This window comes from Polynucleobacter sp. AP-Sving-400A-A2, assembly GCF_018688155.1.
In the GTDB taxonomy this organism is placed as follows: Bacteria; Pseudomonadota; Gammaproteobacteria; order Burkholderiales; family Burkholderiaceae; genus Polynucleobacter.
Genome location: NZ_CP061312.1, coordinates 1,004,792 through 1,030,816, shown reverse-complemented (window position 1 = coordinate 1,030,816; position 26,025 = coordinate 1,004,792). Strand labels below are relative to the sequence as shown.

26 protein-coding genes are annotated in these 26,025 nt (G+C 46.2%); 19 read left to right on the top strand and 7 right to left on the bottom strand.

Features of this window, described 5'->3' with window-relative positions; genetic code table 11:
- The first annotated feature begins 15 nt into the window (after window positions 1-15).
- Window positions 16-672 carry an NTP transferase domain-containing protein gene (locus C2758_RS05455; protein ID WP_215327292.1) on the top strand — a complete coding sequence of 219 codons (657 nt, stop codon included), beginning with the start codon at window positions 16-18 and terminating at the stop codon, window positions 670-672.
- Here the strand turns inward: C2758_RS05455 and C2758_RS05450 are convergent.
- The 3 genes from C2758_RS05450 to C2758_RS05440 form a co-directional block, all read right to left on the bottom strand.
- Window positions 669-1,127, bottom strand: a complete 459-nt coding sequence (locus C2758_RS05450) for a RidA family protein (protein ID WP_215327291.1) — start codon at window positions 1,125-1,127, stop codon at window positions 669-671. The two genes, C2758_RS05455 and C2758_RS05450, sit on opposite strands and share 4 nt — an antisense overlap.
- Before the next feature lie 72 nt (window positions 1,128-1,199).
- Window positions 1,200-2,375: a VWA domain-containing protein gene (locus C2758_RS05445; protein WP_215327290.1), complete on the bottom strand. Its 1,176-nt coding sequence runs from the start codon at window positions 2,373-2,375 to the stop codon at window positions 1,200-1,202.
- Between the two features lie 32 nt (window positions 2,376-2,407).
- Entirely contained in the window at window positions 2,408-3,265 is an 858-nt protein-coding gene (locus C2758_RS05440) for a MoxR family ATPase (RefSeq protein ID WP_215327289.1), read from the bottom strand.
- A 164-nt stretch (window positions 3,266-3,429) separates the two neighbouring features.
- On the opposite strand from C2758_RS05440, the gene C2758_RS05435 reads away from it, so the two are divergent.
- The gene (locus C2758_RS05435; RefSeq protein WP_215306935.1) at window positions 3,430-3,795 is read left to right on the top strand and encodes a cytochrome c; all 366 of its coding nucleotides are present in this window, start codon (window positions 3,430-3,432) and stop codon (window positions 3,793-3,795) included.
- A 17-nt stretch (window positions 3,796-3,812) separates the two neighbouring features.
- Complete coding sequence (locus tag C2758_RS05430) at window positions 3,813-4,157, top strand: cytochrome c (RefSeq protein ID WP_215327288.1); 345 nt, start codon at window positions 3,813-3,815, stop codon at window positions 4,155-4,157.
- Window positions 4,158-4,241: 84 nt separating this feature from the next.
- On the opposite strand, the gene C2758_RS05425 is transcribed toward C2758_RS05430, so the two are convergent.
- Window positions 4,242-4,880 carry a GntR family transcriptional regulator gene (locus C2758_RS05425; protein WP_215327287.1) on the bottom strand — a complete coding sequence of 213 codons (639 nt, stop codon included), beginning with the start codon at window positions 4,878-4,880 and terminating at the stop codon, window positions 4,242-4,244.
- 149 nt (window positions 4,881-5,029) lie between these two features.
- Here C2758_RS05425 and scpA point away from each other — a divergent pair, with 149 nt between their 5' ends.
- Genes scpA through C2758_RS05385 form a run of 8 tightly spaced genes read left to right on the top strand, consistent with a single transcriptional unit; the run spans window position 5,030 to window position 14,109 of the window.
- Window positions 5,030-7,171, top strand: coding sequence for a methylmalonyl-CoA mutase (scpA, locus tag C2758_RS05420; protein ID WP_215330117.1), 2,142 nt, complete (start codon window positions 5,030-5,032; stop codon window positions 7,169-7,171).
- A gap of 23 nt (window positions 7,172-7,194) precedes the next feature.
- On the top strand, window positions 7,195-8,220 hold the full coding sequence (gene meaB, locus C2758_RS05415; RefSeq protein WP_215327286.1) for a methylmalonyl Co-A mutase-associated GTPase MeaB: 1,026 nt from the start codon (window positions 7,195-7,197) through the stop codon (window positions 8,218-8,220).
- A 9-nt stretch (window positions 8,221-8,229) separates the two neighbouring features.
- Complete coding sequence (locus tag C2758_RS05410) at window positions 8,230-9,762, top strand: acyl-CoA carboxylase subunit beta (RefSeq protein WP_215327285.1); 1,533 nt, start codon at window positions 8,230-8,232, stop codon at window positions 9,760-9,762.
- Window positions 9,763-9,789: 27 nt separating this feature from the next.
- Window positions 9,790-11,814, top strand: a complete 2,025-nt coding sequence (accC, locus tag C2758_RS05405) for an acetyl-CoA carboxylase biotin carboxylase subunit (protein WP_215330115.1) — start codon at window positions 9,790-9,792, stop codon at window positions 11,812-11,814.
- A 7-nt stretch (window positions 11,815-11,821) separates the two neighbouring features.
- On the top strand, window positions 11,822-12,286 hold the full coding sequence (locus C2758_RS05400) for a VOC family protein (RefSeq protein WP_215327284.1): 465 nt from the start codon (window positions 11,822-11,824) through the stop codon (window positions 12,284-12,286).
- Between the two features lie 17 nt (window positions 12,287-12,303).
- Window positions 12,304-13,026 (top strand): tRNA (adenosine(37)-N6)-threonylcarbamoyltransferase complex dimerization subunit type 1 TsaB, encoded by a 723-nt coding sequence (gene tsaB / locus C2758_RS05395; protein WP_215327283.1) that lies wholly within the window; start codon window positions 12,304-12,306, stop codon window positions 13,024-13,026.
- Window positions 13,019-13,564 (top strand): ribosomal protein S18-alanine N-acetyltransferase, encoded by a 546-nt coding sequence (gene rimI, locus C2758_RS05390; protein WP_215329958.1) that lies wholly within the window; start codon window positions 13,019-13,021, stop codon window positions 13,562-13,564. Before tsaB ends, rimI begins: the two co-directional genes overlap by 8 nt.
- 2 nt (window positions 13,565-13,566) lie before the next feature.
- Window positions 13,567-14,109: a DNA polymerase III subunit psi gene (locus C2758_RS05385; RefSeq protein WP_215329956.1), complete on the top strand. Its 543-nt coding sequence runs from the start codon at window positions 13,567-13,569 to the stop codon at window positions 14,107-14,109.
- A 9-nt stretch (window positions 14,110-14,118) separates the two neighbouring features.
- Here the strand turns inward: C2758_RS05385 and lplT are convergent, their stop codons facing one another.
- Window positions 14,119-15,438 carry a lysophospholipid transporter LplT gene (gene lplT / locus C2758_RS05380; protein ID WP_215329954.1) on the bottom strand — a complete coding sequence of 440 codons (1,320 nt, stop codon included), beginning with the start codon at window positions 15,436-15,438 and terminating at the stop codon, window positions 14,119-14,121.
- 72 nt (window positions 15,439-15,510) lie between these two features.
- Between lplT and alr the strand changes: the two genes are divergently transcribed.
- Window positions 15,511-16,611, top strand: a complete 1,101-nt coding sequence (gene alr / locus C2758_RS05375) for an alanine racemase (protein WP_215330113.1) — start codon at window positions 15,511-15,513, stop codon at window positions 16,609-16,611.
- A 31-nt stretch (window positions 16,612-16,642) separates the two neighbouring features.
- Here alr and C2758_RS05370 read toward each other — a convergent pair whose 3' ends face one another.
- Window positions 16,643-17,515, bottom strand: coding sequence for an outer membrane protein assembly factor BamD (locus tag C2758_RS05370; protein ID WP_215329952.1), 873 nt, complete (start codon window positions 17,513-17,515; stop codon window positions 16,643-16,645).
- 20 nt (window positions 17,516-17,535) lie between these two features.
- Between C2758_RS05370 and C2758_RS05365 the strand changes: the two genes are divergently transcribed.
- The 7 genes from C2758_RS05365 (at window position 17,536) to C2758_RS05335 (ending at window position 25,135) form a co-directional block, all read left to right on the top strand.
- Window positions 17,536-18,579 carry an RluA family pseudouridine synthase gene (locus tag C2758_RS05365; RefSeq protein ID WP_215329950.1) on the top strand — a complete coding sequence of 348 codons (1,044 nt, stop codon included), beginning with the start codon at window positions 17,536-17,538 and terminating at the stop codon, window positions 18,577-18,579.
- Window positions 18,560-19,339 (top strand): peptidoglycan editing factor PgeF, encoded by a 780-nt coding sequence (pgeF, locus tag C2758_RS05360; protein ID WP_215329948.1) that lies wholly within the window; start codon window positions 18,560-18,562, stop codon window positions 19,337-19,339. Before C2758_RS05365 ends, pgeF begins: the two co-directional genes overlap by 20 nt.
- A 101-nt stretch (window positions 19,340-19,440) precedes the next feature.
- On the top strand, window positions 19,441-21,075 hold the full coding sequence (gene phaC, locus C2758_RS05355) for a class I poly(R)-hydroxyalkanoic acid synthase (RefSeq protein ID WP_215329946.1): 1,635 nt from the start codon (window positions 19,441-19,443) through the stop codon (window positions 21,073-21,075).
- Between the two features lie 20 nt (window positions 21,076-21,095).
- The gene (locus C2758_RS05350; protein ID WP_215329944.1) at window positions 21,096-21,836 is read left to right on the top strand and encodes a 3-ketoacyl-ACP reductase; all 741 of its coding nucleotides are present in this window, start codon (window positions 21,096-21,098) and stop codon (window positions 21,834-21,836) included.
- Between the two features lie 113 nt (window positions 21,837-21,949).
- Window positions 21,950-22,510: a polyhydroxyalkanoate synthesis repressor PhaR gene (gene phaR / locus C2758_RS05345; RefSeq protein ID WP_215329942.1), complete on the top strand. Its 561-nt coding sequence runs from the start codon at window positions 21,950-21,952 to the stop codon at window positions 22,508-22,510.
- Window positions 22,511-22,512: 2 nt separating this feature from the next.
- Window positions 22,513-23,871, top strand: coding sequence for a 30S ribosomal protein S12 methylthiotransferase RimO (rimO, locus tag C2758_RS05340; RefSeq protein ID WP_215329940.1), 1,359 nt, complete (start codon window positions 22,513-22,515; stop codon window positions 23,869-23,871).
- 79 nt (window positions 23,872-23,950) lie between these two features.
- Window positions 23,951-25,135: an acetyl-CoA C-acyltransferase family protein gene (locus tag C2758_RS05335; protein ID WP_215329938.1), complete on the top strand. Its 1,185-nt coding sequence runs from the start codon at window positions 23,951-23,953 to the stop codon at window positions 25,133-25,135.
- On the opposite strand, the gene serB is transcribed toward C2758_RS05335, so the two are convergent.
- Complete coding sequence (serB, locus tag C2758_RS05330) at window positions 25,132-26,022, bottom strand: phosphoserine phosphatase SerB (RefSeq protein WP_215329936.1); 891 nt, start codon at window positions 26,020-26,022, stop codon at window positions 25,132-25,134. The genes C2758_RS05335 and serB overlap by 4 nt on opposite strands.
- Between the last annotated feature and the right edge of the window lie 3 nt (window positions 26,023-26,025).

Sequence of the window (26,025 nt, the reverse complement as noted above, 5' to 3'; positions counted from 1 at the left end):
TTTATTATCTCTCTAATGACAAGTTCTAGCCCATCAGCCCAAGATTCACAACTACGTATAGCCGTGCTCTTATTGGCAGCAGGCGAGGGTAGTCGGCTAGGCATTCATCCAAAAGCATTACTTCATCGTGACGGAAGAACCCTTTTAGAGCGTTTTGCAAGTGCAATTCAAGTATTTAGTCCCGTCGAATGCATTGTGGTCACTGGCTTTCATGCCCAGTTGATTGAGTCTGAGATTGCAAAGATGAATGCCTCTTTAACTAACCCGATGAAGATCATTAGAAATGTTTCACCAGAAAGGGGGCAACCATCCTCCGTTCGCTTGGGTCTTGAATCACTGCGAGCTGACTTTGATGTATTACTAGTCGCACTATCCGATCAGCCCGAAGTGGGTGCAAAAGAAATTCAAGAATTGCTTGATGAATACGCTAAGCGACAAGGTGGGCAGGAAATTATTCTGCCAACAGTGGATGGAAAGCGGGGCAATCCTGTATTGTTTTCTTATAAAGCAGTCTCGGATGTATTAGCCAAGCCAGGCATGGTTTGTCGATCTTATATGGATGCCCATCCTAATAAGGTGAGGATTATGCCCACCATCAATCAGGCATTTGTGATGGATGTCGACACGCCGGAAGACATCCAAAGGCACCAATTAAATCTATTTCCTATTTAAATTTCTGCAATCAGCTCGATTTCAACACAAGCACCCAGAGGGATTTGCGCCACACCAAATGCGCTCCGAGCATGTTTTCCTGCATCACCAAATACTTCAAAGAGTAGTTCCGAGCATCCGTTGACCACTAAGTGTTGCTCTGTAAATTCAGAAGTTGAATTGACTAAACCTATCACCTTGACTATGCGCTTTACTTTATCGAGTGAGCCTAAGTGATTTTGTAGAGTGGCAATTAAATCAATCGCAATAGATTTCGCTGCAGCTTTACCAGTTTCGGTATCCATATCAAGACCCAGCTTACCAACCCAGGGCTTACCATCTTTCTTAGCAATATGGCCCGATAGAAAAACAGTATTGCCAGTTGTTGCAGCCATAACATAGGCAGCAGCAGGCGGTCCAGGTTGAGGTAAGTCAATACCCAGAGTTTTCAGGCGATCGCTAATGTGATTTGTCATAAAGTTTTAGAAAAAAATAAAAAAATAAAGAAAAAAAGAAAATAAAAGAAGGCTGATGTAAATCTTACTGGATTACTTTGATAGTTGACGCATGGCGTTCTCGAGACCGTTTAAGGTCACAGGATACATGCGGTCTTTCATGAGACCTTTCATGATGTCGATGGATTGTCGATATTGCCAAACTGATTCTGGCTCTGGATTGAGCCAGGCAAAGTGTGGGAAGTGCTCAATGAGGCGATTAATCCACGCCGCACCAGCTTCCCGATTGTTGTACTCAACTGATCCATTCGGACTCAGAATCTCATAAGGAGACATGGTGGCATCGCCAATGAAAATGAGCTTGTAGTCAGGACCATACTTATTAATAATGTCTTGGGTTGCGGTGACTTGATCGCGTCTGCGGCGATTACTTTGCCAGAGACTTTCATAAACGCAGTTATGAAAGTAGTAATACTCCAAGTGTTTGAATTCTGTTTTGACGGCTGTAAATAATTCAGAGATGCGCGCAATATGATCATCCATTGAACCGCCCACATCCATTAGTAACAAGACTTTGACCTGGTTGTGACGCTCTGGACGCATTTGAATGTCGAGCATCCCCGCGTTTGCAGCAGTTGAGTGAATCGTTTTATCGAGATCTAACTCCAGATTTGAGCCTTCTCTGGCAAAACGGCGTAGGCGACGTAAGGCCATTTTGATATTGCGCGTTCCCAGACTGAGGTCGCCGTCATAGTCTTTAAACTCCCGGGCTTCCCACACTTTGATGGCTGTACGATTGCCCGCGCTCTCGCCACCAATGCGTATACCCTCCGGGTGAAAACCGCTATGCCCAAACGGTGATGAGCCACCTGCGCCAATCCATTTATTGCCGCCACCATGCCATTCTTTTTGCTCTTTCAAAAGCTCTTGAAGGCGCTTTTGTAATGCTTCAGAGCCGCCTAGCTTTTTGAGTGCCGCTTTTTCTTCCTCATTTAATACGCGTTGCAGTTTTTTCTCAAGCCAGTCCAAAGGAATATCGAGAGCTAGAGCGATGATCTGCTCTACACCATTGAAGTAGGAGCCAAACACTTGATCGAAGCGATCAAAGTACTGCTCATCCTTGACTAAGGTCATCCTAGCCAATTGATAAAACTCATCAATCGATGGTTCAATAACGCCTTCCTTTAGAGCTTCTAGCAGCGTTAAAAATTCCCGCACGGAAACAGGCACCTTGGCCTCTTTCAGATTCAGAAAAAATTGAATCAACATGATTCAGTTATTGAAAATATTGACTAGATAGATCAGCGGTGATTACGATTCATCATCACCAAACGCTCAAAGAGATGAATGTCTTGCTCGTTTTTAAGAAGTGCTCCATGTAGAGGAGGAATCGTAATTTTGTCATCACCGCTATACAGAGCCTCGGCAGGAATATCCTCTGCAAGTAGTAGCTTTAACCAGTCGATCAGTTCAGAAGTGGAGGGCTTCTTTTTAAGACCTGGCAAAGAGCGGATTTGATAAAAAGATTGAAGTGCGGCTTCTAACAATTCTTGCTTGATGTTGGGATGATGGACATCAACAATGCTCTGCATTGTTCCCGCGTCTGGAAAAGAGATGTAGTGGAAGAAGCAGCGACGCAAAAATGCATCTGGCAATTCTTTTTCATTATTTGAAGTAATAATGACAAGAGGGCGGTGCTTCGCTTTGATCAACTCACGCGTTTCATATACATAGAACTCCATACGGTCGATTTCTCGCAAGAGGTCATTCGGAAACTCAATATCGGCTTTATCAATCTCATCAATCAACAAAACAACGGGCTCATCTGCTTCAAATGCTTGCCAAAGAACACCTTTCACAATGTAATTACGAATGTCATTGACCTTTTCATCGCCAAGCTGTGAGTCTCTTAATCGGCTAACGGCATCGTATTCATAAAGGCCTTGTTGCGCCTTGGTGGTCGATTTAATGTGCCATTGCATTAGTGGCATGTTCAGGGCCGCAGCTACTTCCTCGGCCAGCATGGTTTTACCTGTTCCTGGCTCTCCTTTAATCAAAAGAGGGCGCTGAAGCTTTATTGCGGCATTGACTGCCAATTTCAAGTCATCAGTGGCTACATAGCTTTGCGAGCCGTCGAAGCGGGATTGGATCTTGGTCATAGTGGGGCAATTAACTTGTCTGTGAATAGCCGTCAAGTATAGGTAAAAGAGTCGGTATTTTCAGTGTTTTACTCATTTCAAGGGGTGAAAATGGGGTATCAAGGCTCGTCTCCGCTATACTCTCTTCAAATTGATTTGAATCAAACTCGTTACAGATGATTTCTATGAAAAAACACCTCATTCTTTCCCAATTGACCCTCTGCGCTGCTTTGGCCTTTGCCGGATTCTCAGCTCAAGCTCAAGACGTCAAAGGTTCTGCTCAAGCTGGACAAGGCAAGGTTTGGCTCTGTATTGGCTGCCATGCCATCCCTGAATATCGCGCTGACTATCCTTTGGTATACAAAGTCCCTATGATTGGCGGTCAAAATGCTGCTTACATTGCTAGCTCCTTGGCGGCCTACAAAAAAGGTGAGAGAAAGCATCCAACGATGCGTTCGATAGCAGGTAGCTTGTCTGATCAAGACATGGCTGACCTCGGCGAATACTATGCTGCGCAAACTGCCAGCTCACCTAATAACCCATTGAAGTGATATTTAGAGGCACGTTTATGAAATTCGCACTAATTACCGCCATTTTGTTATCAAGCATTGGCTTGGCTCAAGCAGCTAGCGCCGAAAAAGGTCAGGCTCTTGTAGAGAAGGGCAACTGTGCCTCCTGCCATGGTGCTGGGCTAAATGCACCAATCTTGCCCGTTTATCCAAAGTTGGCAGGTCAGCATGCTGATTACCTTTACTACGCTTTGCGCGCTTACCAAGTTGGCGGCTCTAATCCGCAGTTTGGTCGTAACAATGCAGTAATGTCTTCTCAGGCCAAGCCTTACAGCGATGCAGATCTTCTCGACATGGCTGCCTATATCGCTAAATTGCCAGGAAACTTTGTTGTTAAGAAGTAATTTCCTTAATTAACTAGATCCACACCAAAAGGCTTAGGTTAATCACCTAAGCCTTTGTTCTTTATGGTATTTGCAACAGATCTTTTATTTCGTAGCCTCAAGCCCTCTAGCGAGGTGATTGCGCATAGCCATCTCTGCCGCTACAGGATCTCTTTTGAGAATAGCCTGGAGAATTTCCCGATGCTCAAGCAGGGAACTTAAAAGGCGGCCCCCTCTACTTAAAGAATCGCGCCTTTGGAGTTTGAGTACCTTACGCAGGTCATCAATGACGCCATTCATCCACTTATTTCCCGCAATTTCTTGGATTAATTCATGAAATTTGACATTAAATTCAAAAAACTGCCCTATATCTCTGTCTGCAGCGGCCTTTTCTAGGCGGTGATGTAAATCATCTAATTGGGTTAGTTGGGCTTCAGTAGCATTTATTGCTGTTTCTTTGGCTGCTTGACCCTCCAATAGAGAGAGAACGGTAAAGATTTGCTCTAAATCACGCCTATCAACCTCTGTGACATAAGAGCCTTTGTTCATCTTGCTAATTACCAGACCTTCTGAAGCAAGTACCTTTATAGCCTCGCGCATGGGCGTTCGGCTTATTCCAAAGGCAGCCGCTAGGCTCTGCTCATCTAGCCAACTTCCTGGGGCTAATTCATGGGAGAAGATTTGCTCTCGCAGTCGCTCAGCAACATCTTCATACAGAGGTCTATTTATTAGTTTTGTATTCATAATTATGTATACAGTATCTAGACAAATTCAGAAAAGTCAAGCAAAATAGCCTTACAGAATTAATGACGATGTAAAAAGCCAACTGGGAGTACTTTGTGAGTTCAAGTGATAAAAAGTCTGCATCGAGTTCATCCAATACTTGGCCAAATGTGCCCGATTACGATTTAGATGCCTGGAAAAAATCAGCCCAAAAGTCAGCGCCCAATGGTGATGTTGATAAATTAGGTTGGCAAACGCCGGATGGTATTCATCTAAAAGCTTTATATACGGCCGAAGATACCGAAGGTCTTCAGTACACACATTCTTTGCCAGGTTTTGAGCCTTTCGTACGTGGACCGCAGGCAACTATGTATTCAGTGCGTCCTTGGACTATCCGTCAGTACGCCGGTTTCTCAACTGCAGAAGAGTCCAATGCGTTTTATCGCAAAGCACTAGATGCAGGGGGCCAGGGTGTTTCTGTTGCTTTTGATTTAGCGACTCATCGTGGTTACGACTCGGATCATCCGCGCGTTACTGGCGACGTTGGTAAGGCGGGTGTAGCCATCGACTCAGTAGAAGATATGAAAATCTTATTCGATGGAATTCCGCTCGATAAGGTATCCGTTTCGATGACGATGAACGGAGCAGTACTGCCGGTCTTGGCAGGTTATATCGTTGCTGGTGAAGAGCAGGGTGTGAAGCAAGAGTTGCTATCAGGCACGATTCAGAATGACATTCTGAAAGAGTTTATGGTGCGCAATACCTACATCTACCCACCAGAGCCTTCGATCCGCATCATCGGCGACATCATTGAATACACCGCCAAACACATGCCAAAATTTAACTCGATTTCGATTTCGGGTTATCACATGCAAGAGGCAGGCGCAAACCAAGTTCTCGAATTGGCATTTACATTGGCTGACGGTAAAGAGTATGTCAAAACTGCTTTGGCAAAAGGCTTAGACGTAGATGGCTTTGCTGGCCGACTCTCTTTCTTCTTTGCGATTGGTATGAACTTTTACTTAGAGGTTGCCAAGTTACGTGCTGCACGTCTTTTATGGTGGCGGATCATGAAGTCCTTCGAGCCAAAGAATCCAAAGTCTTTGATGCTGCGAACACACTGCCAAACATCTGGCTGGTCTCTAACTGAGCAAGATCCGTATAACAACGTTGTACGCACCACAGTCGAAGCCATGGCGGCTGTATTTGGTGGTACGCAATCATTGCATACCAATTCATTTGATGAAGCGATTGCCTTGCCGTCTGAGTTCTCTAGCCGCATTGCCCGCAACACTCAATTAATTTTGCAAGAAGAGACGCATATCACTAGCGTGATCGATCCATGGGCCGGCTCTTACATGATGGAAAATCTGACTCAAGAGATGGCTGATAAAGCTTGGGAGATTGTTCAGGAAGTCGATGCTATGGGCGGCATGACTAAGGCTGTTGAGAGTGGTTGGGCAAAGCTCAAGATTGAAGCTGCGGCTGCTGAGAAACAAGCGAAGATCGATTCAGGCTCTGATGTGATTGTCGGTGTCAATAAATACAAGCTTGGAAAAGAAGACTTGGTTGATGTTCTGATGATTGACAACGATATGGTTCGAGAAAGCCAAGTTGCTCGCTTAAAAGATATCAAAGCAAAACGTGACACCAAGAAAGTAGAAGCGTCATTAGAAGCATTAACTAAAGCCGCAGAAGAAAACACTGGCAACCTATTGGAATTGGCTGTGCAAGCGATCCGTTTGCGCGCTACGGTTGGCGAAGTTTCTGATGCATTGGAAAAAGTTTACGGGCGCCATCGCGCCGATACTCAAAAGGTGACCGGTGTGTATGCAGCTGCTTATGATTCAGCCGAAGGCTGGGATAAATTGAAAGTCGAGATCGCCGATTTCGCAAAAGACTTTGGTCGTCGTCCGCGTGTGATGATTGCTAAGCTTGGTCAGGATGGTCATGATCGCGGCGCTAAAGTGGTTGCGACCGCCTTTGCTGATTTAGGTTTTGACGTAGATATTGGACCCTTATTCCAAACGCCTGAAGAGTGCGCGCGTCAAGCCATTGAGAATGATGTCCATGCTTTAGGAGTTTCCACTTTGGCGGCGGGTCATAAGACTTTAGTTCCCGCCATCATTGCTGAATTAAAAAAGCAGGGTGCTGACGACATCATTGTCTTCGTGGGCGGAGTCATTCCTAGGCAAGATTATGAGTTCTTATACGAGGCTGGAGTTAAGGGCATTTACGGCCCAGGCACTCCGATTCCAGCATCTGCTAAGGATGTACTTGAGCAGATTCGCAAATCTGCAAAGCCTGCTTAACTTTAGATAAGAAGAAAATCAGCATGCTCAATGCAGTAGACCAAGCCTTAGTGAATGACCTCACCGGTGCGCCCTCAGCGGCGCAGCGCCGTGCATTGGCCAAGATCATTACTTTGCTTGAATCCACTCGTATGGATCATCGTCAGCGTGCTGATGAGGTTCTCAATACTTTATTGCCAAAGACAGGCAAGTCATTTCGTTTGGGTATCTCAGGTGTACCTGGCGTTGGTAAATCTACTCTCATCGAAACGCTAGGCTTAGATTTAATTGCAAAAGGCCATCGCGTTGCGGTTCTCGCTATTGACCCATCCTCGAGCATATCGGGTGGTTCTATTTTGGGTGATAAGACGCGTATGGAGAGGTTATCTGTTCTAGATAACGCCTTTATTCGTCCGAGCCCATCATCTTGCACATTGGGTGGCGTAGCTGAAAAAACTCGGGAGGCAATGCTAGTTGCCGAAGCTGCAGGATTTGACATTGTGATTGTCGAAACTGTAGGCGTAGGTCAAAGTGAAATTGCCGTTGCCGGTATGACCGATATGTTCCTCTTACTGCAACTACCTAATGCAGGCGATGATCTACAGGCAATTAAAAAAGGTGTGATGGAAATTGCTGATCTGATCGTGATTAATAAGGTGGATATTGATCCTGATGCTGCCATACGTGCGCAATTATTTATCACTAGCTCTTTGCGACTGCTGGGCTTCCAAGGCAATCCTGATCACGCCTCACATGACTTGGGGTATTGGCATCCGACTGTTATGACTTTGAGTGCGCTAGAGGGTAATGGCGTTCCTGAGCTATGGGAAAAAATTCTGCATTTTCAGAAGCTACAAAATGCGAACGGTCAATTAGCATCGCGCCGTAAGCAACAAGCAGGGGCTTGGATGTGGGATCGGATTGATGCAGGCCTTAAGAATGCTTTTCAGAACCATCCAGCAGTACAAGCACTTTTGCCCAGTCTGAGCGCCGAGGTGAATCAAGGAACGATGGCCGCTTCTGTTGCTGCCAGACGTTTGCTCGAGGCAATGGGTCACGAATTTTTCTAAGGAGTAGTTATGAAGGAAATCATTCAACAGCTAGAAGCAAAGCGTGAGCTCGCCAGATTAGGTGGTGGACAAAAACGTATAGCTGCTCAACATTCCAAAGGTAAGTTAACAGCGCGCGAGCGTATTGAGCTCTTGCTAGATGCCGGCACCTTTGAAGAGTGGGATATGTTTGTTGAGCATCGTTGCCATGACTTTGGTATGGCTGATCAGACTGTTCCTGGTGATGGCGTTGTTACTGGCTATGGCATGATTAATGGCCGCTTGGTCTTTGTATTTTCACAGGACTTTACCGTATTGGGAGGCTCACTTTCAGAGGCTCATGCGGAGAAGATTTGTAAGATCATGGATCAGGCGCTTAAGGTAGGTGCACCTGTGATTGGCTTGAATGATTCTGGTGGTGCGCGTATTCAAGAGGGTGTTGCTTCTCTAGGAGGTTATGCTGAAATTTTCCAGCGTAATGTCACCGCTTCTGGTGTAATTCCACAAATCTCTTTGATCATGGGCCCATCAGCGGGTGGCGCTGTTTACTCGCCCGCACTCACAGACTTCATCTTTATGGTGAAGGACAGCTCTTACATGTTTGTGACTGGTCCAGAAGTCGTGAAGACGGTAACGCATGAGGATGTGACTGCTGAAGAGCTCGGCGGTGCAATAACGCATTCAACTATTTCAGGGGTTTGCGACCTCGCTTTTGATAATGACGTTGATGCCATCATGATGCTCCGTCGTTTCTTTAACTATCTCCCATTATCGAATCGTGAAAAGCCGCCCATGATCAATGGGGCGCAACGTACTGAAGAGCCTGACTTCTCGCTCGATACATTAGTGCCAAGCAATCCAAATCAGCCTTACGATATGAAAGAATTGGTCAGGAAAATTGTTGATGATGGCGAGTTCTTTGAGCTGCAGCCTGATTACGCTAAAAACATCTTGATTGGTTTTGCACGCATGGAAGGCCGTTCAATTGGTATCGTCGCTAATCAGCCCCTAGTGTTAGCTGGCTGCTTGGATATCAAGGCATCTATCAAAGCGGCACGTTTCGTTCGCTTTTGCGATGCTTTTAATATTCCAGTGGTCACCTTAGTTGATGTCCCAGGATTTATGCCGGGCACATCTCAAGAATATGGCGGCATCATCAAGCATGGCGCAAAGTTACTCTATGCTTATGCGGACTGCACCGTTCCTAAGGTCACACTAATTACTCGTAAGGCTTACGGTGGCGCCTATGATGTGATGGCCTCTAAGCATTTGCGTGGCGATGTGAACTTCGCTTGGCCCTCAGCTGAAATTGCAGTCATGGGCCCCAAAGGGGCTGTTGAAATCATTTTCCGCGAAGAAAAGTCTGATCCTGCAAAAATTACGGCACGGGAAGCTGAGTACAAGGCCAAGTTTGCCAATCCCTTTGTGGCTGGTCGTCGTGGCTATATAGATGACGTGATCTTGCCTCACGAAACACGTAAACGTATCTCACGCTCTCTGGCAATGCTCAAGGATAAAGAGCTTACAAATCCACCGCGCAAACACGGCAACATCCCCCTTTAAGGCGCCGGAAAAATCATGACTACAAAAATGTTTAAGAAAATTTTGATTGCCAACCGCGGCGAGATCGCTTGCCGTGTGATGAAAACCGCCAAAAAGATGGGTATTAAGACGGTTGCTGTCTACTCTGAAGCTGATAAGGAAGCGCGCCATGTACAGATGGCTGATGAAGCAGTTTGTATCGGGCCTGCACCATCACGTGAATCCTACCTCGTAATGGATCGCATCATTCAAGCCTGCAAGGATACTGGAGCCGAAGCAGTTCATCCTGGCTACGGTTTCTTATCCGAAAATGAGCAATTTGCACGTCGTTGCGAAGAAGAGGGCATTGTTTTTATCGGCCCTAAACATCAGTCTATCGCAGCGATGGGCGACAAGATTGCTTCCAAAAAACTTGCCTTAGAAGCTAAGGTTAATACGATTCCTGGATTTAATGAAGCAATTGAAAAGGCGGAAGATGCTGTCAAGATTGCCCAAGGTATTGGCTATCCCGTCATGATTAAGGCATCAGCAGGAGGTGGTGGTAAAGGTTTACGTGTAGCCTTTAATGACAAAGAGGCTTTTGAGGGCTTTACAGCCTGTCGTACTGAAGCCCTCAATAGCTTCGGTGATGATCGTGTCTTCATTGAAAAATTTGTTGAAGGCCCTCGTCATATTGAGATTCAGGTGCTGGGTGATGCACACGGCAATATCGTGTATCTCGGTGAGCGTGATTGCTCGATTCAGCGCCGCCATCAAAAGGTAATTGAAGAGGCTCCATCTCCTTTTATTGATCCTGCAACACGTAAGGCTATGGGTGAGCAAGCCGTTGCTTTAGCAAAGGCTGTTAACTATCAATCTGCTGGTACCGTAGAGTTCGTAGTAGGTAAAGACAAGTCCTTCTACTTCCTCGAGATGAATACCCGCCTGCAAGTAGAGCACCCAGTGACTGAAGGCATTACTGGTCTCGATTTAGTTGAGCAGATGATTCGTGTGGCTGCTGGTGAAAAGCTGGCATTTAAGCAGGAAGATATCAAGCTAGATGGTTGGTCGATGGAGTGCCGTATTAATGCAGATGATCCATTTCGTAACTTCTTGCCATCGACTGGCCGCTTAGTTAAATACCGTCCGCCAGCAGAGCAAGATGGCGTGCGTGTCGATACAGGCGTCTATGAGGGTGGCGAGATCCCGATGTATTACGACTCTATGATTGCCAAACTGATTGTGCATGGCAAGGATCGTACTGAAGCAATAGAAAAGATGCGCTCAGCACTAAATGACTTTGTTATTCGTGGTATCCACTCAAATATTCCTTTTCAAGCCGCTTTATTGCAGCACCCCCGATTTGTATCGGGAGACTTTACAACTGGCTTTATTGCTGAAGAGTATCCAGATGGTTTCAAAAAAGATTCTGTACAACCAGCCGATCCTCAACGTTTAGCAGCCCTAGCGGCATTCATGCGCTATCGCTATCTTGAGCACATCAAAATGATTGATGGCCAGTTAGCTGGTCATGAAATGACCATTGCCAAGAGGTTTGTCGTTGTCACTGGATCGAGGGTAGGCTCAAGCGAAGACATCAAAGAAATCCCTATCCGGGTTGAGCTTAAAGACGGCATTTACTCTGTCTACATTGAAGAGGGAAGTGATGTTACTTCTTACAACATCGTTAGCAAATGGCGTCCAGGTGAAATTTGTTTACACGCCACCATCAATGACACGCAAAAAATTACTGCGCAGGTTGAGCGTAAGGGTGTGAAATACGCGCTTGTTTTAGATGGCGCCCATTTTGAGTGTATGGTGCTTAGCCCCCTCGGTGCCGAGCTTCAGCGCCGTATGTTGGTCAAGATCCCGCCAGATACCTCTAAGTTAGTAATGTCGCCTATGCCAGGTCTGTTGAGCAATGTTTCTGTCAAAGTTGGCGAGACTGTTACAGCCGGTCAAAAATTAGCTGCCATTGAAGCAATGAAGATGGAGAACACGCTTGTTGCTGCTCAAGATGGTGTCGTTGCTGAAATCTGTGCCAATGTTGGTGAAAGCTTGGCAGTTGATCAAATGATCATTCGCTTTGAATAAGGCAATCATGACTAAGCCATTCAAGATATTGGGGATTCAGCAGATTGCTATCGGCGGAGAAGACAAGAATCGTCTTCGTAAGCTTTGGGTTGACTTATTAGGCTTTGAGTACAAAAGCACTTTTGTATCCGAACGTGAAAACGTAGATGAGGATATTTGCTCGATCGGTAAGGGGGCTCATGAGATTGAAGTGGATTTGATGCAGCCATTCGATATCGAAAAGAAGCCCGCTGTTCATCAAACACCCCTGAATCACATTGGCTTATGGGTTGATGACCTTCCAAAGGCTGTTGAATGGTTATCTTCCCAAGGTCTTCGCTTTGCTCCTGGCGGGATACGTAAGGGCGCTGCTGGCTATGACATTACTTTTGTTCACCCCAAAGGAAATGAAGCGTTTCCTCTTTGCGGTGAGGGCGTATTGATTGAACTAGTTCAGGCGCCACCAGATATCATTGCAAGCTTGAGTTTATAAGATCAAGAGAGTTCCCATTGACCCATATATTGGCCATCGATACCTCCTCGGCATGGTGTTCGGTGGCTTTATCTTTAGCTAATGCTCCCCCTATAGTTCGCCACCAAAAGGTGTCGGCTGGAGCTAGTCAACTTTTATTACCTTGGGTTCAAGAGTTGTTATCCGAAGCCTCGATCGAACTTGCCGATTTGGATGCCATTGCCATAGGAATCGGTCCTGGGGCTTTCACAGGTGTTCGCCTTGGCGTTGCTGCTGTTCAGGGTTTGGCAACAGCTGCTCGCCTGCCAGTGCTTCCCATCGCTAGTTTGGATGCTATTGCCAGTCAACTGGCTCAAACCCCTGCATTTATCGCATCTGGGGCGCAGTCTTGTGTCATTGCTGTTGATGCTCGCATGGGGGAGGTTTACTGGGCTCGCTATCGAGTTGGAGCTAATCTATTACTTGCACGTCAGGATGATATTCACCTAACTGCTCCAGAGGGAGTTGAGCTCACGCAGATTGATTTTCTAGCGGGAAGTGCAATTGCTGAGTTTGGTGATCGCCTTTTTGTTACTGCTCCCAATCCATTTTCTAGCGCCCATCTCGATTCAACTATCGGAGTCAATGCCTTGGGCGTTTTAGCTTGCGCGCAAAACATGTGGAGTCAAGGTCTGCAACAAGATATTCACTTGCTGGAGCCGCTATACATTCGCAATAAGGTAGCTTTGACTTCTGCGGAGCGAAGTCAACAACATGGTTGATAAGCTTCACTCTGTGCAATCGAATACTGAAGGCGTTTCTGAGCTTTCATTTTTGCCTATGACCGCGGCAGATTTAGATTCAGTTTTGGCTATTGAAGCTGTTTCACACATTCACCCATGGACTAAGGGTAATTTCTCAGACTCATTGGCTGTGGGTCATTGGGCTTATTGCGTGAGACCCCAATTAGCAGATGCGGTAAAAGGGAGTTATTTAGATCCAGATATTCTTTGGGCCTATTGCATCTTGTTTCCCGCTGTAGACGAATTGCATCTCCTAAATATTACTGTCTCACCTAAGTTACGTCGCTTAGGTATCGGCGTAAAAATGATGAGTGCAATTGAGGGTGTAGCTGCACAGCAAAACATGCCTCGCATTATTTTAGAGGTTCGTCCTAGCAACGAGGCAGCCCTTCACCTCTATCAAAGTCTTGGCTATGAGCAGATTGGTTTACGAAAAAATTATTACCCAGTCGATGCTGTCAATGGCTTGCGTGAAGATGCGCTAGTTTTGGCTAAATCGATTAAGCTTGAGGTATGAATATGAGCACCAACTCCACCTTTCTTAAAGAGATGGGCATCACTGAGTGGACATTGCGCGACGCTGCTCCAGAGCCCACTCAAGCAATACTTGCTGCCGAGGTAAGTAATGATCAGTCTGCCCCTGTATTGCCTGCTACAGAAACACAAGAGCGTCATTCTTTAGGAATCTGGTGGTTTTTTGGTAATAAACCTCAGGGTGATGCCGAAGTCCTTTTTCAGAATGTCATTCGAGTTCTCGGTTTAACTCCAAAAGAGTGGTCTTGGAAAAATCCCGCGGATAAATTCAATCCCGACCTATTGCCGCAAGATGGAACACCCATAGTTGCCTTAGCCTTTGGTGGCGCTGCTGCTCAAAAACTATCTGGTGAGCGGGATGCACTGCCAGAACTTCGCGAAACTGTTTTAGCAATTAATGCTGATGGTGCAGAGGATCTGCCGCTGATAGCTACTTTTGAATTAAATCAATTACTTTCAAGGCCGAAAGATAAGGCTCTATTTTGGCAAGATCTACTGCTTGCTAAGTCAGTATTGCAAAATATCTAGGCCCTAGACTTAGTGCTTGTGTTCACCAATTAAATGCATCGAGTCATATTCAGCTTGATTGGCAGCATGACGTTTAATTACCATCCACATGATCACACTCACTACTACGCCAAAGCCAATAATGACTGCCTGAATTGGAACATCCAACCAAATCAATCCAGAGTAGATTAGTAGCATCATCAAAACAGAAATATTTTCATTAAAGTTTTGAACTGCAATGGAGTGGCCAGCTGACATTAGTACGTGCCCACGATGTTGCAGTAGGGCATTCATGGGCACTACAAAATAGCCCGCCAACCAGCCCACCAAAATCAATAAGAAGTATGCTGGTATCAATTTGAGTGAAAGCTCAAACTGCCCAACAGTCAAGACCGTAATGTTAGGCAGCATGTCAGAGTTGTAGATAGCCATGACACAAACGACTAAACCCATGGCAATGCCATAGGGGAGTACCTTCAGTGAATTTCTGAGAGGGATGCGCCAGGCGGCATACATAGCTCCTCCAGCAACCCCAAATGCAGATATTGCTTGAAGAATAGCGCCTTGGGATAAGGTCATATGAAGAGCAACCTGAGCCCACTTAATCACAATAAATTGTAAGGTGGCACCGGCACCCCAAAATAGAGTGGTGACTGCCAATGAGATCTGGCCAAGACGATCATCCCAAAGGGTCTTGAAGCAGACAGCAAAATCTTTTACCAACTCGATTGGGTTGGTTTTTTGGGACTCGTAGCGGGCTCCAGTATCGGGGATGCGTAAATTAATGAGTGCTGCCAGAACATAAATCATCATGATGATCATGATGGCGGACTCTGCCGCAGTATCGATGCCAGTTTCTAGGACGGGTATATCAAATCCCAGGAGACTTTCAGATACGGACTTGCTAATCAACACTCCGCCAAGAACGGTGCCCATGATGATGGAGCCTACCGTAAGCCCCTCAATCCAGCCATTGGCTGCCACCAGCTTTTCTGGGGGGAGTAGTTCTGTGAGAATGCCGTACTTAGCAGGTGAATAGGCAGCAGCTCCTAGTCCCACAATTGCATAGGCCAGTAAGGGGTGGCTTCCGAATAGCATGACTACGCAACCGATAAACTTAATCGTATTGGTAATGAACATGACATTACCCTTGGGGCGGGAGTCAGCAAAAGCCCCCACAAAGGCTGCCAGCAATACATAAGAGAGGACAAAGAATAATTTGAGCAAAGGAGTCATCCAGGCCGGAGCATTAAGCTGGACCAAGAGGGCGATTGCTGCGATCAGCAAGGCGTTATCAGCAAGCGACGAAAAAAATTGCGCCGCCATAATGATGTAAAAACTACGGTTCATTCGTACAATCTAGTCATTAATTAATTAAAACATGAAAGGAGGGTGTAAATGAGTCAGTCGGCTAACCGTTTTATTAGTAGGCCTATTGTGGCAACTATACACACTGATGCCTTTCGACATAATTTAGGCCGTATTCGGGAGCTTGCCCCAGAATCGAAGATCTGGTCAGTTGTGAAGGCAAAAGCCTATGGCCACAGCCTAGAAGCCGCCTTTAAGGGGCTGGAATCTACCGATGGCTTTGCCTTGCTCGATATTGCTGATGCTCAATGGCTAAGAGATCATAGTTGGGGAGGTCGCATCCTCCTTTTAGAGGGTCTTTTTAGTCGGCGAGAGCTAGAGCTAGTAATTAAGCTTCAATGTGACTTAGTGGTTCACAGTGAGAAGCAGGTTATTTGGCTAGAAAGCGTCCAAAATCATTCAGGTCGCCCAATAAACGTCTTCCTGAAACTGAATTCTGGAATGAATCGCCTTGGTTTTAGGCCGGAGGATTATCGTACTGCCTTTCACCGTTTGCACGCTGCCGGATACCATCTACACCACATGACTCACTTTGCTAATGCGGACCAGGTTGAGCATTCGCCAACGGTCGGAGAGCAAATGGAGTGTTTTAACAAAACTACCGAAGGACTTGAGGCGCCATCTTCCTTAGCGAATTCAGCCGCGATCCTTTGGCATCGCAACGCATTGGGGGATTGGGTGCGTCCGGGTATTTTGCTTTACGGTGTTTCGCCAACTGGGGTGCATGCCGACATCGTCCGCACTGAATTTCAAGCAGTGATGAGTTTGCGTAGTGAAATCATCGATATTCAAAATCTCAAGAAAGGTGATCATGTGGGTTACGGTGGTCGCTATCAAGCTCCAGAAGATATGCGCATTGGTGTGATCGCTGGTGGCTATGCCGACGGATATCCACGTCATGCGGAAGATGGCACACCGGTTTGGGTTGGGGCTGCTGATGCTCAGGGCGATGGCGTCATTTGCCCAATTGTTGGAAGAGTCTCTATGGACATGCTGACGATTGATCTGCGCGAGGCACCCAATGCCAAGATAGGCACTGTGGTGGAGCTATGGGGCAACGAGGTACCAGTAGATGATGTAGCTCAAATGAGCGGCACCATCGGTTATGAACTGATTTGCGCATTGGCGCAGAGGGTGCCGGTCCTTACTGAGTGAAATGGCTGGCGTTATTGATTCTTATTAGCCCTTACTTATTCCAGATCTGCCACCAGCGACGTTCTTTTTGAACACGTTGACCAGTGATCAGCATTTGACTGTCGGGGAAGTTCAGCTTAAAGACACGGGCTGCATCGTTACTAAGATCAGTCATGCCCAGCTTCTCATAAGACTTTGTCAGAAGGTAGAGCGCCTCCTCAACGGCTGGTGCGCGATCATAATCTCGTATAACCAGCTGAGCTCGATTAGCAGAGGCTAAGTAGGCGCCGCGTTGATAGTAGAAGCGAGCCACAATGACATCCGCCTCTGCTAATGAATTCACGATATAACGCATCCGATCTAAAGAATCGGGCGCATATTTACTATCAGGAAAACGCTCAACAACAACCTTGAAAGATTCAAAAGCTTCTTTAGCCGCCTTCGGGTCACGCTCACTCAAATCTTGCCCTGTAAATTTACCGAGCCAACCCAAATCATCATTAAAGCTGATTAAGCCCTTGAGGTAATAGCCGTAATCTAAATTGGGACTGCCTTGATGAAGCTTGATAAATCGATCGATAGCAACTAGAGCCTGGGCTTGCTCTTGCGCTTTCCAATAGCAGAAGGCGGCATTAATTTGTGCCTGTTGAGAATAAGGTCCAAATGGGAAGCGACCTTCTAACTTTTCAAAATACTTACCGCACTTTGCATAGTCCGCGTCCTTCATTTTCTCGGTGGCTTCGGAATACAGTTTTGTTTCTGACCAAATATCAGTGTCATCTTTTTGGCCATCACTGCCTGCGCATCCACTCAGGACAAGACAAGCAGCGCTAGCGCCAACAAGGAGAGAAATAAAGGATTTTCTGGAAGATGACCCAAGGGTGGTCGCAAGCCTTAAACTGGCGTCTGTAATAACGTCCGACATAACTAAAAGGCTCTTTAAGCGTGGCATTGCCGCATACTCCCGATTCGAATCCCATTGATTATATCGATGATGAGGATTTCATAGCCCTAGAAGTTCCTCCCGAGGTCAGTGGAGAGCGTTTAGATAAGTTTCTTGGTGGCGCTTTGCCTGATTATTCCCGCAATCGCCTTAAATCCTGGGTTGAGGCTGGGGCGGTAACTGTCGATGGAAAAGTCACCAAAGTCCGTCATTTACTTCGTGGGAGCGAGAGTATTAAGGTGTTTCCTCAAGAAATGCCTGAACAGTTCGCTTTTTCTCCTGAAAATATCTCCCTAGATGTTGTTTATGAAGATGACTCCATTATTGTGATCAATAAACCTGCTGGACTCGTGGTTCATCCTGCTGCTGGTAATTGGACGGGAACCCTCTTAAATGCCTTGCTCTACCACTTTCCGGAGCTCAAGCAGCTTCCAAGAGCGGGCATTGTTCATCGACTAGATAAAGATACCTCTGGACTCATGGTGGTTGCTAGAACAGATATTGCCCAAACTTCACTGGTAAGGCAGCTTCAGGAGCGAACAGTCGGCAGACGTTACCTTTCTTGGGTGTGGGGGGATGCACCCTCCCAGGGTAAGGTGCTGGCAACTGTTGGACGAGATCAGCGTGACCGGCTCAAAATGTCCGCGGGATCTGCTCAAGGTAAGCCTGCCGCTACCTTATTTCGGCGCTTAGCCAAAGGCAGCTTTGCGCAAAGTGCAGTCGCCTTACTGGAATGTCGCTTAGAGACTGGCCGTACCCATCAAATTCGGGTTCATTTAGAGTCTTTGGGTTTCCCTCTTTTGGGAGATCCGGTCTATCGCAAGAGGACCCCTGGTGTGGCTAAAACTTTGCCTTTTAATCGTCAGGCTTTACATGCTTACGCCTTAAGTCTTCAGCACCCCACAACTCAGGAAGTCATGACCTGGTTTCGATTACCCCCCCAAGATTTGATTGATTTATTGCCCTTGGTGGAGATGACTGAAGCTGACTTGCCAAGAGAAGAGGCTCTATTAGCCTCCATTAAAAATGACCAACGCAATCAATAAGATTGAACCAAGCTGGGCTATGCCTCAGCAAATTCAGGCTTTTTGTACTACCAGGCAAGGCGGCATTAGTAAGTCACCATTCAATAGTCTTAACCTTGGACTTAATGCAGGTGACGATTCAGCGGATGTTCTCCAAAACCGGAGCATCGTCAGGTCAGAGCTACCCTCTGAACCGCTTTGGCTCAAACAGATTCATGGCGTCACGGTAAGTACCCCAGCCTCGAGGAATTCTTTGGGCAATGGGCCATTTGAGGCGGATGCCGCAGTCACCAACATCCCAAATGAGGTGTTGGCCATTTTGGCTGCGGATTGCATGCCCGTATTATTTGCCAGCAGAAGTGGTGAGGTGATTGGGGCGGCTCATGCAGGTTGGCGCGGTTTGAGCGGTGGCGTTCTGGAAAACACCATTGATGAAATGATTGCCCTATCTACTGGCCTGATGATAAGTGATATCAGTGTGTGGCTGGGTCCAGCGATTGGACCGAATACATTTGAAGTGGGTGAGGATGTTTTACAAGCCTTTGCTCAGCAGGGCCAAGGCATCATATCCAAGGCCTTTATTCCTATTGACGGGACTTCCGGTAAGTACTTGGCCGATCTCTATTTACTGGCAAGAGATCGCTTACATGCCCTAGGTATACGGCAAATTACTGGCGGTGAGTTTTGTACCGTGAGTAGCCCAGAGCGCTTCTTTTCTTACCGCCGGGATAAGGCAACAGGTCGCTTTGCCTCACTTATCTGGATTGCAGTAAGCGCTTAGCCTGGGGTTATTACTAGCCCAGCTTTGGGGCTAGGGTTAGTGCGTATAACCCTTCCAGCCTGATAGATGGAGAATGGTCTTAATAACTTTACGAGATCATTATGTTTGCAGGCATGAATACGGGTGTAGCGCCATCGTTGGCCCCACACCATATGGCGTTAATTCCCCAAGAACGCTTAGCGGAAATCCAAAAAGAATATTTCACTGAGTTCTCTCATCTTGCAACCAATCCTGAAGCCGTCGAAGTAAAGGATCGCCGTTTCTCAGGCAAAGCCTGGCACTCCTCATGGAGCAAAATGATTGCGGCAACCTATTTGCTGAATTCAAAACATTTGCTTGCGCTTGCAAAAGCAGTTGATGCAGATGAAAAAACGAAGATCAAGATTTTGTTCACTACCGAGCAAATGATTGATGCATTGTCACCATCTAACTTTATTGCAACCAATCCTGAGGTTCTTGAAAACATTATTAGTTCACAGGGCCAGTCCATTCAAAATGGCATTGTCAATTTACTTGGTGACCTTAAAAAAGGGAAAGTCTCTCAGACAGATGAAAGTGCTTTTGAAGTCGGAAAAAATATTGCAACAACTGAAGGTCAGGTGGTATTTCGTAATGATCTTTTTGAATTAATTCAGTACACGCCGCTAACCGAAACGGTATTTGAGCGCCCTTACTTAATGGTGCCGCCTTGTATTAATAAGTACTACATTTTAGATTTACAGCCCGATAATTCAGTTGTGCGTTATATGGTTGAACAAGGCCACACTGTTTTCTTGGTTTCCTGGAAAAATCCAGATGCTTCAATGTCCAAAATTACTTGGGATGACTACGTAGGTGATGGTGTCATCAAGGCGATTGAAGTCGTCAAGGATATTGGCGGCACTGATTTAATTAACATTCTCGGTTTTTGTGTCGGTGGAACGTTAACTTCTACCGCCTTAGCAGTACTAGCGGCGCGAAAAAAGAATTACGTCGCCAGCTTAACTTTGTTAACAACTCTGCTAGATTTTAGCGATAGCGGCATCCTGGACGTGTTCATCGATGAAGGTATGGTGAAGTTACGTGAGAGCACTATTGGCGGAGAAGGCGGTCATTTCGGCATGATGTCTGGCTTGGACTTGGGCAACACCTTTTCCTTCTTGCGCCCGAATGACCTAGTCTGGAATTATGTTGTGGAGAATTATTTAAAAGGTAATTCGCCGCCCCCATTTGACTTGCTTTATTGGAATGGCGACTCAACCAATCTACCTGGTCCAATGTACTGTTGGTATCTACGCCATACCTACTTACAAAATGAATTAATCAAACCCGGCAAGCTCACCGTTTGCGGAGAAAAAGTAGATCTAGGCAAGATTACGGTTCCAGCCTACATCTATGCATCGCATGATGATCACATCGTACCTTGGAAATCTGCCTATGAGTCTACGCATATTTTAAAGGGTAAGAGCCGCTTTGTTTTGGGGGCTTCTGGACATATTGCTGGCGTGATCAATCCACCGGCAAAAAATAAGCGCCATTATTTTGAAAACAATACATTAGCCAAGACTGCGGATGAGTGGTTGGCTGCGGCAAAAGATATTAAGGGTAGTTGGTGGCCTAACTACGCTAAATGGTTAGAAGAGTTTGGTGGCAAGAAAGTGAAAGCTAGTAAAACGTTTGGTAATGCACGCTACAAAAAACTAGAAGCAGCGCCTGGTAAGTACGTGAAAGAAAAAATATCCACAGCTGCTCAATAATATTTTCATAAAGGGAACACATGACTCAAAAGATTGCATACGTAACTGGTGGTATGGGCGGCATTGGTACGGCTATTTGTCAACGTCTTGCCAAGGATGGCTTTAAGGTCATCGCTGGTTGCGGTCCGAATTCTCCGCGCAAAGATCGCTGGATCGGAGAGCAAAAAGTTTTGGGTTATGACTTTATAGCCTCTGAGGGCAATGTTTCCGATTGGGACAGTACGGTTGCTGCATTTAATAAAGTCAAAGCTGAAGTAGGGCGTGTCGATGTTCTAGTAAATAACGCCGGAATTACTAAAGACAGCGTATTTCGTAAAATGACTCCAGATCAGTGGAAAGCAGTGATTGATACCAATCTCAACTCTTTATTCAACGTTACCAAACAAGTGGTGGATGGCATGGCTGATAACGGCTGGGGTCGTATTATTAATATCTCCTCAGTTAATGGTCAAAAGGGTCAGTTCGGCCAGTCTAACTATTCAACGGCAAAAGCGGGTTTGCACGGATTTACGATGGCATTGTCACAGGAGCTAGCCTCTAAAGGCGTAACAGTGAACACGGTTTCTCCGGGTTATATCGGTACTGATATGGTCAAAGCCATTCGCGAAGATGTCCTTGAAAAGATTGTTGCTGGTGTACCTGTAAAGCGCTTGGGCACCCCTGAGGAGATCGCCTCAATCTGCTGCTGGATTGCTTCTGTTGATGGTGGCTACGCTACCGGGGCTGACTTCTCCTTAAATGGCGGCCTGCATACTGGCTAAATCTTAAAAAATAGAGTTTTAGTGGTCCCATCATCGGCATATTTACCTTTGGCTCAAACTAGAGATAAACTATGCCGATGTTGCATTGCAGTACCAAGAGTTAGGAAAACTACATGGCCACGCGTTCTAAAAAATCCGGCGACAGCCGCTTAATCAAAAAGTATCCCAATCGTCGTTTATATGACACCCAAACTAGTGCCTATGTCACGCTGGCGGATATTAAAAATTTAGTGATGGCTGGTGATGCTTTTAGCGTTGTTGATGCTAAAACTGAAGATGATTTAACTCGCAATATTTTGCTTCAAATTATTCTTGAAGAAGAGGCTGGCGGAGCCCCAGTTTTTTCAACTCAAATGCTTTCTCAAATCATTCGCTTTTATGGAAATTCCATGCAAGGTTTGATGGGAAGCTATCTTGAAAAGACCATGCAATCTTTTGTGGATATTCATAACAAGTTAGGCGATCAAACTGAGGGCTTAGGGGCAGGCAGTACACCCGAGGCTTGGGCTAAGATGATGAATCTGCAAAACCCAATGATGCAAAGCCTGATGGGAAACTACATGGATCAAAGTAAAGATCTGTTCGTAAAAATGCAAGAGCAAATGCAAAATTCCCCGAACATGTTTAGCAGCTTCCCTTTTCCTGGGCAAGCCAATAAGACTGAAAAAGAATAATTGTGGCCGGTAAAGTTGGTTTTGTTTCCTTAGGATGCCCTAAGGCATTAGTTGATTCCGAGCTCATCCTCACGCAACTCAGCGCTGAAGGTTATGAGACAGCCAAAGATTATTCTGGTGCCGATCTGGTGGTTGTGAACACCTGTGGCTTTATTGATTCCGCGGTAGAGGAGAGTCTCGCAGCGATTGGTGAGGCTTTGGCTGAAAATGGCAAGGTGATTGTGACGGGTTGCTTAGGTGCCCGAAAAAATGCAGATGGCAGCGATCTGATTCAGAGCATTCACCCTAAAGTCCTTGCTGTGACTGGGCCGCATGCTACCCAAGAGGTGATGCAGGCTATTCATTTGCACCTGCCAAAACCGCATGATCCCTTTATTGATTTGCTACCACCGATTGGCGTTAAGCTCACGCCAAAACACTATGCTTACTTAAAGATATCTGAGGGCTGCAATCACCGCTGTACTTTCTGCATTATTCCAAGCATGCGAGGCGATTTAGTTTCACGTCCGATCGGCGAAGTATTGCTTGAGGCAAAAAAATTATTTGAATCAGGTGTTAAAGAGTTACTAGTTGTATCGCAAGATACGAGTGCCTATGGTGTTGATATCCAATATCGCACTGGCTTTTGGGATGGTAAACCCGTCAAGACACGAATGTTTGATTTGGTAAATGCCTTAAACCAAATTGCGAGAGAGCATCAGGCTTGGGTGCGTTTACATTATGTTTACCCATATCCACACGTCGATGATGTCCTGCCATTAATGGCTGAGTTTTCTGAGCACGGTTTTGGCGTACTTCCTTATTTAGATATTCCTTTGCAACATTCACATCCAGATGTCCTGAAGCGGATGAAACGTCCCGCCAGTGGCGAAAAGAATTTAGAGCGCATTCAGGCATGGCGAACTGCTTGTCCGGATCTGGTCATTCGCAGTACTTTTATTGCCGGCTTTCCCGGCGAAACTGAGGAAGAGTTTTTGCACCTATTGAATTTCCTAGATGATGCGCAAATTGATCGCGCAGGCTGTTTTGCTTACTCGCCAGTCGATGGAGCTACTGCCAATGCGTTGGATAATCCAGTTCCGAGTGAGTTACGCGAGGAGCGTCGTGCTCGCTTCATGGCTAAAGCTGAGGAAATCTCAATCAAGCGACTTACTAAAAAAATAGGTAAGCGTATTCAGGTCATTATTGATCGGGTTGATGAGTCGGGTGGAGTGGGTCGAACTATTGGAGATGCCCCTGAAATTGATGGCTTGGTACGGGTTTTACCACCAAGCAAGCCATCTAAGCGCTACCGCGTTGGTGAAATCATCAAAGCAACGGTGATTAACTCCCAAGGGCATGACCTAATAGCCGAAACTTGACTATTAGAATAAAAATGGTGTTTTGGCCCTGTATTGGGTCAATTGTTTTACTTAATTAGGTATCGTAAAGGGGATTGTTATGAGTCGTGATGTCGTCGTTTTAAGTGCTGTACGTTCTGCAATTGGCGCATTTAATGGATCGCTTAGTAGCCTTGAGCCAAGTGAGCTCGGCGGCATTGTGATGAAAGAGGCAGTTGCGCGCTCTGGTGTAGATCCATCATTAATTAATTACATCACAGTAGGCAATACGATTCCGACTGATAACCGTTATGCCTATGTTGCACGCGTAGCCTCCATTCAGGCTGGTTTACCAATGGAATCTGTGGCGATGGCCTTGAATCGTTTGTGCAGTTCTGGCTTACAAGCAATTGTGACCACAGCCCAAGCCATTATGTTGGGCGACTGTGATTATGGTGTTGGTGGTGGAGTAGAAGTGATGTCACGTGGCATGTATGGCTCACCAGCTATGCGCAGTGGTGCGCGTATGGGCGATACCAAAATGATTGACTTGATGGTGTCTGTTTTGACGGATCCATTTGGTGTAGGTCATATGGGTGTCACAGCTGAGAACCTAGTTGAAAAGTGGAAGCTCACCCGTGAAGAGCAAGACGCTCTCGCAGTAGAGTCCCATCGTCGTGCTGCACACGCCATTAAAGAAGGTCGTTTTAAGTCTCAAATTGTTCCCATCACCATCAAAACTCGCAAGGGTGATGTGGTGTTTGATACGGACGAGCATTGCAAGCCAGAAACCACCATGGAAACTTTAGCGAAGATGAAAGCAGTCTTCAAAAAAGAGGGTGGTAGTGTTACTGCAGGTAATGCATCGGGCATTAATGATGGTGCAGCATTCTTTGTCCTGGCGGATGCGGAAGCGGCGAAGAAGGCTGGTCATAAGCCAATCGCCCGTTTAGTTTCTTATGCGATTGCTGGCGTTCCCAACCACATCATGGGTGAGGGTCCAATCCCCGCAACTAAGATCGCTCTTGAGCGCGCTGGACTCAAATTAGATCAAATCGATGTAATCGAATCTAATGAAGCTTTTGCTGCTCAGGCATTGGCCGTTACTAAAGGTTTAGGCTTGGATCCAGCCAAGACTAACGTGAATGGTGGAGCGATTGCATTGGGCCACCCAATTGGTTGCTCTGGTGCTGCAATTGCGACTAAGGCTATCCATGAGTTACATCGTGTTCAAGGTAAGTATGCTTTGGTCACCATGTGTATTGGTGGCGGACAAGGTATTGCAACTATTTTTGAGCGCCTCTAAGCAATCAGCAGTAAGGCAGCATCCAAGCCGACTCGGTCGAAAGCCGCGTCGGCTTTTTCTTTGACGATGGGCTTGGCTCTATAGGCAATGCTGATACCAGAGCCATGCATCATTGGCAGATCGTTGGATCCGTCGCCCATGGTGATGGCATTCCTCTTATGGCAATTCAGCAGAGCACAGGCTTGTTCTAGATAGGTATTTTTAGCTGCGCCATCCACAATGTCGCCAATGACTTTACCTGTTAGTTTGCCGTCGATGATTTCTAAAGTGTTGGCTTGGGTTTGTTTGAGGCCTAACTCTTGCTGTAGCTTTTCAGTAAAGAAGGTAAAGCCGCCTGAAACCAGCATCGTGTATAGTCCCCGAGCATTTGCTCCGGCCATTAATTGAGCAGCGCCAGGATTAGGGCGTAAACGCTCTTTGTAGACCGAGTCGAGTACATCGGCAGATACGCCGGCTAAGAGGGCTACGCGCCTGCGCAAGCTTTCTTTAAAGTCTTTAATTTCACCACGCATAGTGGCCTCAGTGATTTCTGAAACAGCCGCTTTCTTACCAGTAAAGTCGGCAATCTCATCAATACATTCAATATTGATGAGAGTAGAGTCCATATCCATTGCTAGCACCCTCACTTCATCTGGCTTAAATCCTGATGATAGAAAGGCTAAATCTACATCATGCTCACCAGCAATATTGCGCATAGCAACCCTAGCTTCCGGTGTTAAAGCTTGAGCGCAAGTCCAGCGGGCGGTGAAGTAATTAGGGTGCACACGTTCTGCACTTTCCTTGGTAATTGAAATACCTAAGACTTTTGCATGCTCAATGAATGCGGTATTTAATTCTGCAGGGATCACAGTATTAGCAAGGGCGACAAGTGTGAGGTGACTGGACATAAA

Bases quoted from the DNA above. Each gene is read 5' to 3' on its own strand.
- C2758_RS05455 (WP_215327292.1), top strand. From the start codon at position 16: ATGACAAGTTCTAGCCCATCAGCCCAAGATTCACAACTACGTATAGCC.
- C2758_RS05450 (WP_215327291.1), bottom strand. From the start codon at position 1,127: ATGACAAATCACATTAGCGATCGCCTGAAAACTCTGGGTATTGACTTA.
- C2758_RS05445 (WP_215327290.1), bottom strand. From the start codon at position 2,375: ATGTTGATTCAATTTTTTCTGAATCTGAAAGAGGCCAAGGTGCCTGTT.
- C2758_RS05440 (WP_215327289.1), bottom strand. From the start codon at position 3,265: ATGACCAAGATCCAATCCCGCTTCGACGGCTCGCAAAGCTATGTAGCC.
- C2758_RS05435 (WP_215306935.1), top strand. From the start codon at position 3,430: ATGAAAAAACACCTCATTCTTTCCCAATTGACCCTCTGCGCTGCTTTG.
- C2758_RS05430 (WP_215327288.1), top strand. From the start codon at position 3,813: ATGAAATTCGCACTAATTACCGCCATTTTGTTATCAAGCATTGGCTTG.
- C2758_RS05425 (WP_215327287.1), bottom strand. From the start codon at position 4,880: ATGAATACAAAACTAATAAATAGACCTCTGTATGAAGATGTTGCTGAG.
- meaB (WP_215327286.1), top strand. From the start codon at position 7,195: ATGCTCAATGCAGTAGACCAAGCCTTAGTGAATGACCTCACCGGTGCG.
- C2758_RS05410 (WP_215327285.1), top strand. From the start codon at position 8,230: ATGAAGGAAATCATTCAACAGCTAGAAGCAAAGCGTGAGCTCGCCAGA.
- accC (WP_215330115.1), top strand. From the start codon at position 9,790: ATGTTTAAGAAAATTTTGATTGCCAACCGCGGCGAGATCGCTTGCCGT.
- C2758_RS05400 (WP_215327284.1), top strand. From the start codon at position 11,822: ATGACTAAGCCATTCAAGATATTGGGGATTCAGCAGATTGCTATCGGC.
- rimI (WP_215329958.1), top strand. From the start codon at position 13,019: ATGGTTGATAAGCTTCACTCTGTGCAATCGAATACTGAAGGCGTTTCT.
- C2758_RS05385 (WP_215329956.1), top strand. From the start codon at position 13,567: ATGAGCACCAACTCCACCTTTCTTAAAGAGATGGGCATCACTGAGTGG.
- lplT (WP_215329954.1), bottom strand. From the start codon at position 15,438: ATGAACCGTAGTTTTTACATCATTATGGCGGCGCAATTTTTTTCGTCG.
- C2758_RS05370 (WP_215329952.1), bottom strand. From the start codon at position 17,515: ATGTCGGACGTTATTACAGACGCCAGTTTAAGGCTTGCGACCACCCTT.
- pgeF (WP_215329948.1), top strand. From the start codon at position 18,560: ATGACCAACGCAATCAATAAGATTGAACCAAGCTGGGCTATGCCTCAG.
- phaC (WP_215329946.1), top strand. From the start codon at position 19,441: ATGTTTGCAGGCATGAATACGGGTGTAGCGCCATCGTTGGCCCCACAC.
- C2758_RS05350 (WP_215329944.1), top strand. From the start codon at position 21,096: ATGACTCAAAAGATTGCATACGTAACTGGTGGTATGGGCGGCATTGGT.
- phaR (WP_215329942.1), top strand. From the start codon at position 21,950: ATGGCCACGCGTTCTAAAAAATCCGGCGACAGCCGCTTAATCAAAAAG.
- C2758_RS05335 (WP_215329938.1), top strand. From the start codon at position 23,951: ATGAGTCGTGATGTCGTCGTTTTAAGTGCTGTACGTTCTGCAATTGGC.
- serB (WP_215329936.1), bottom strand. From the start codon at position 26,022: ATGTCCAGTCACCTCACACTTGTCGCCCTTGCTAATACTGTGATCCCT.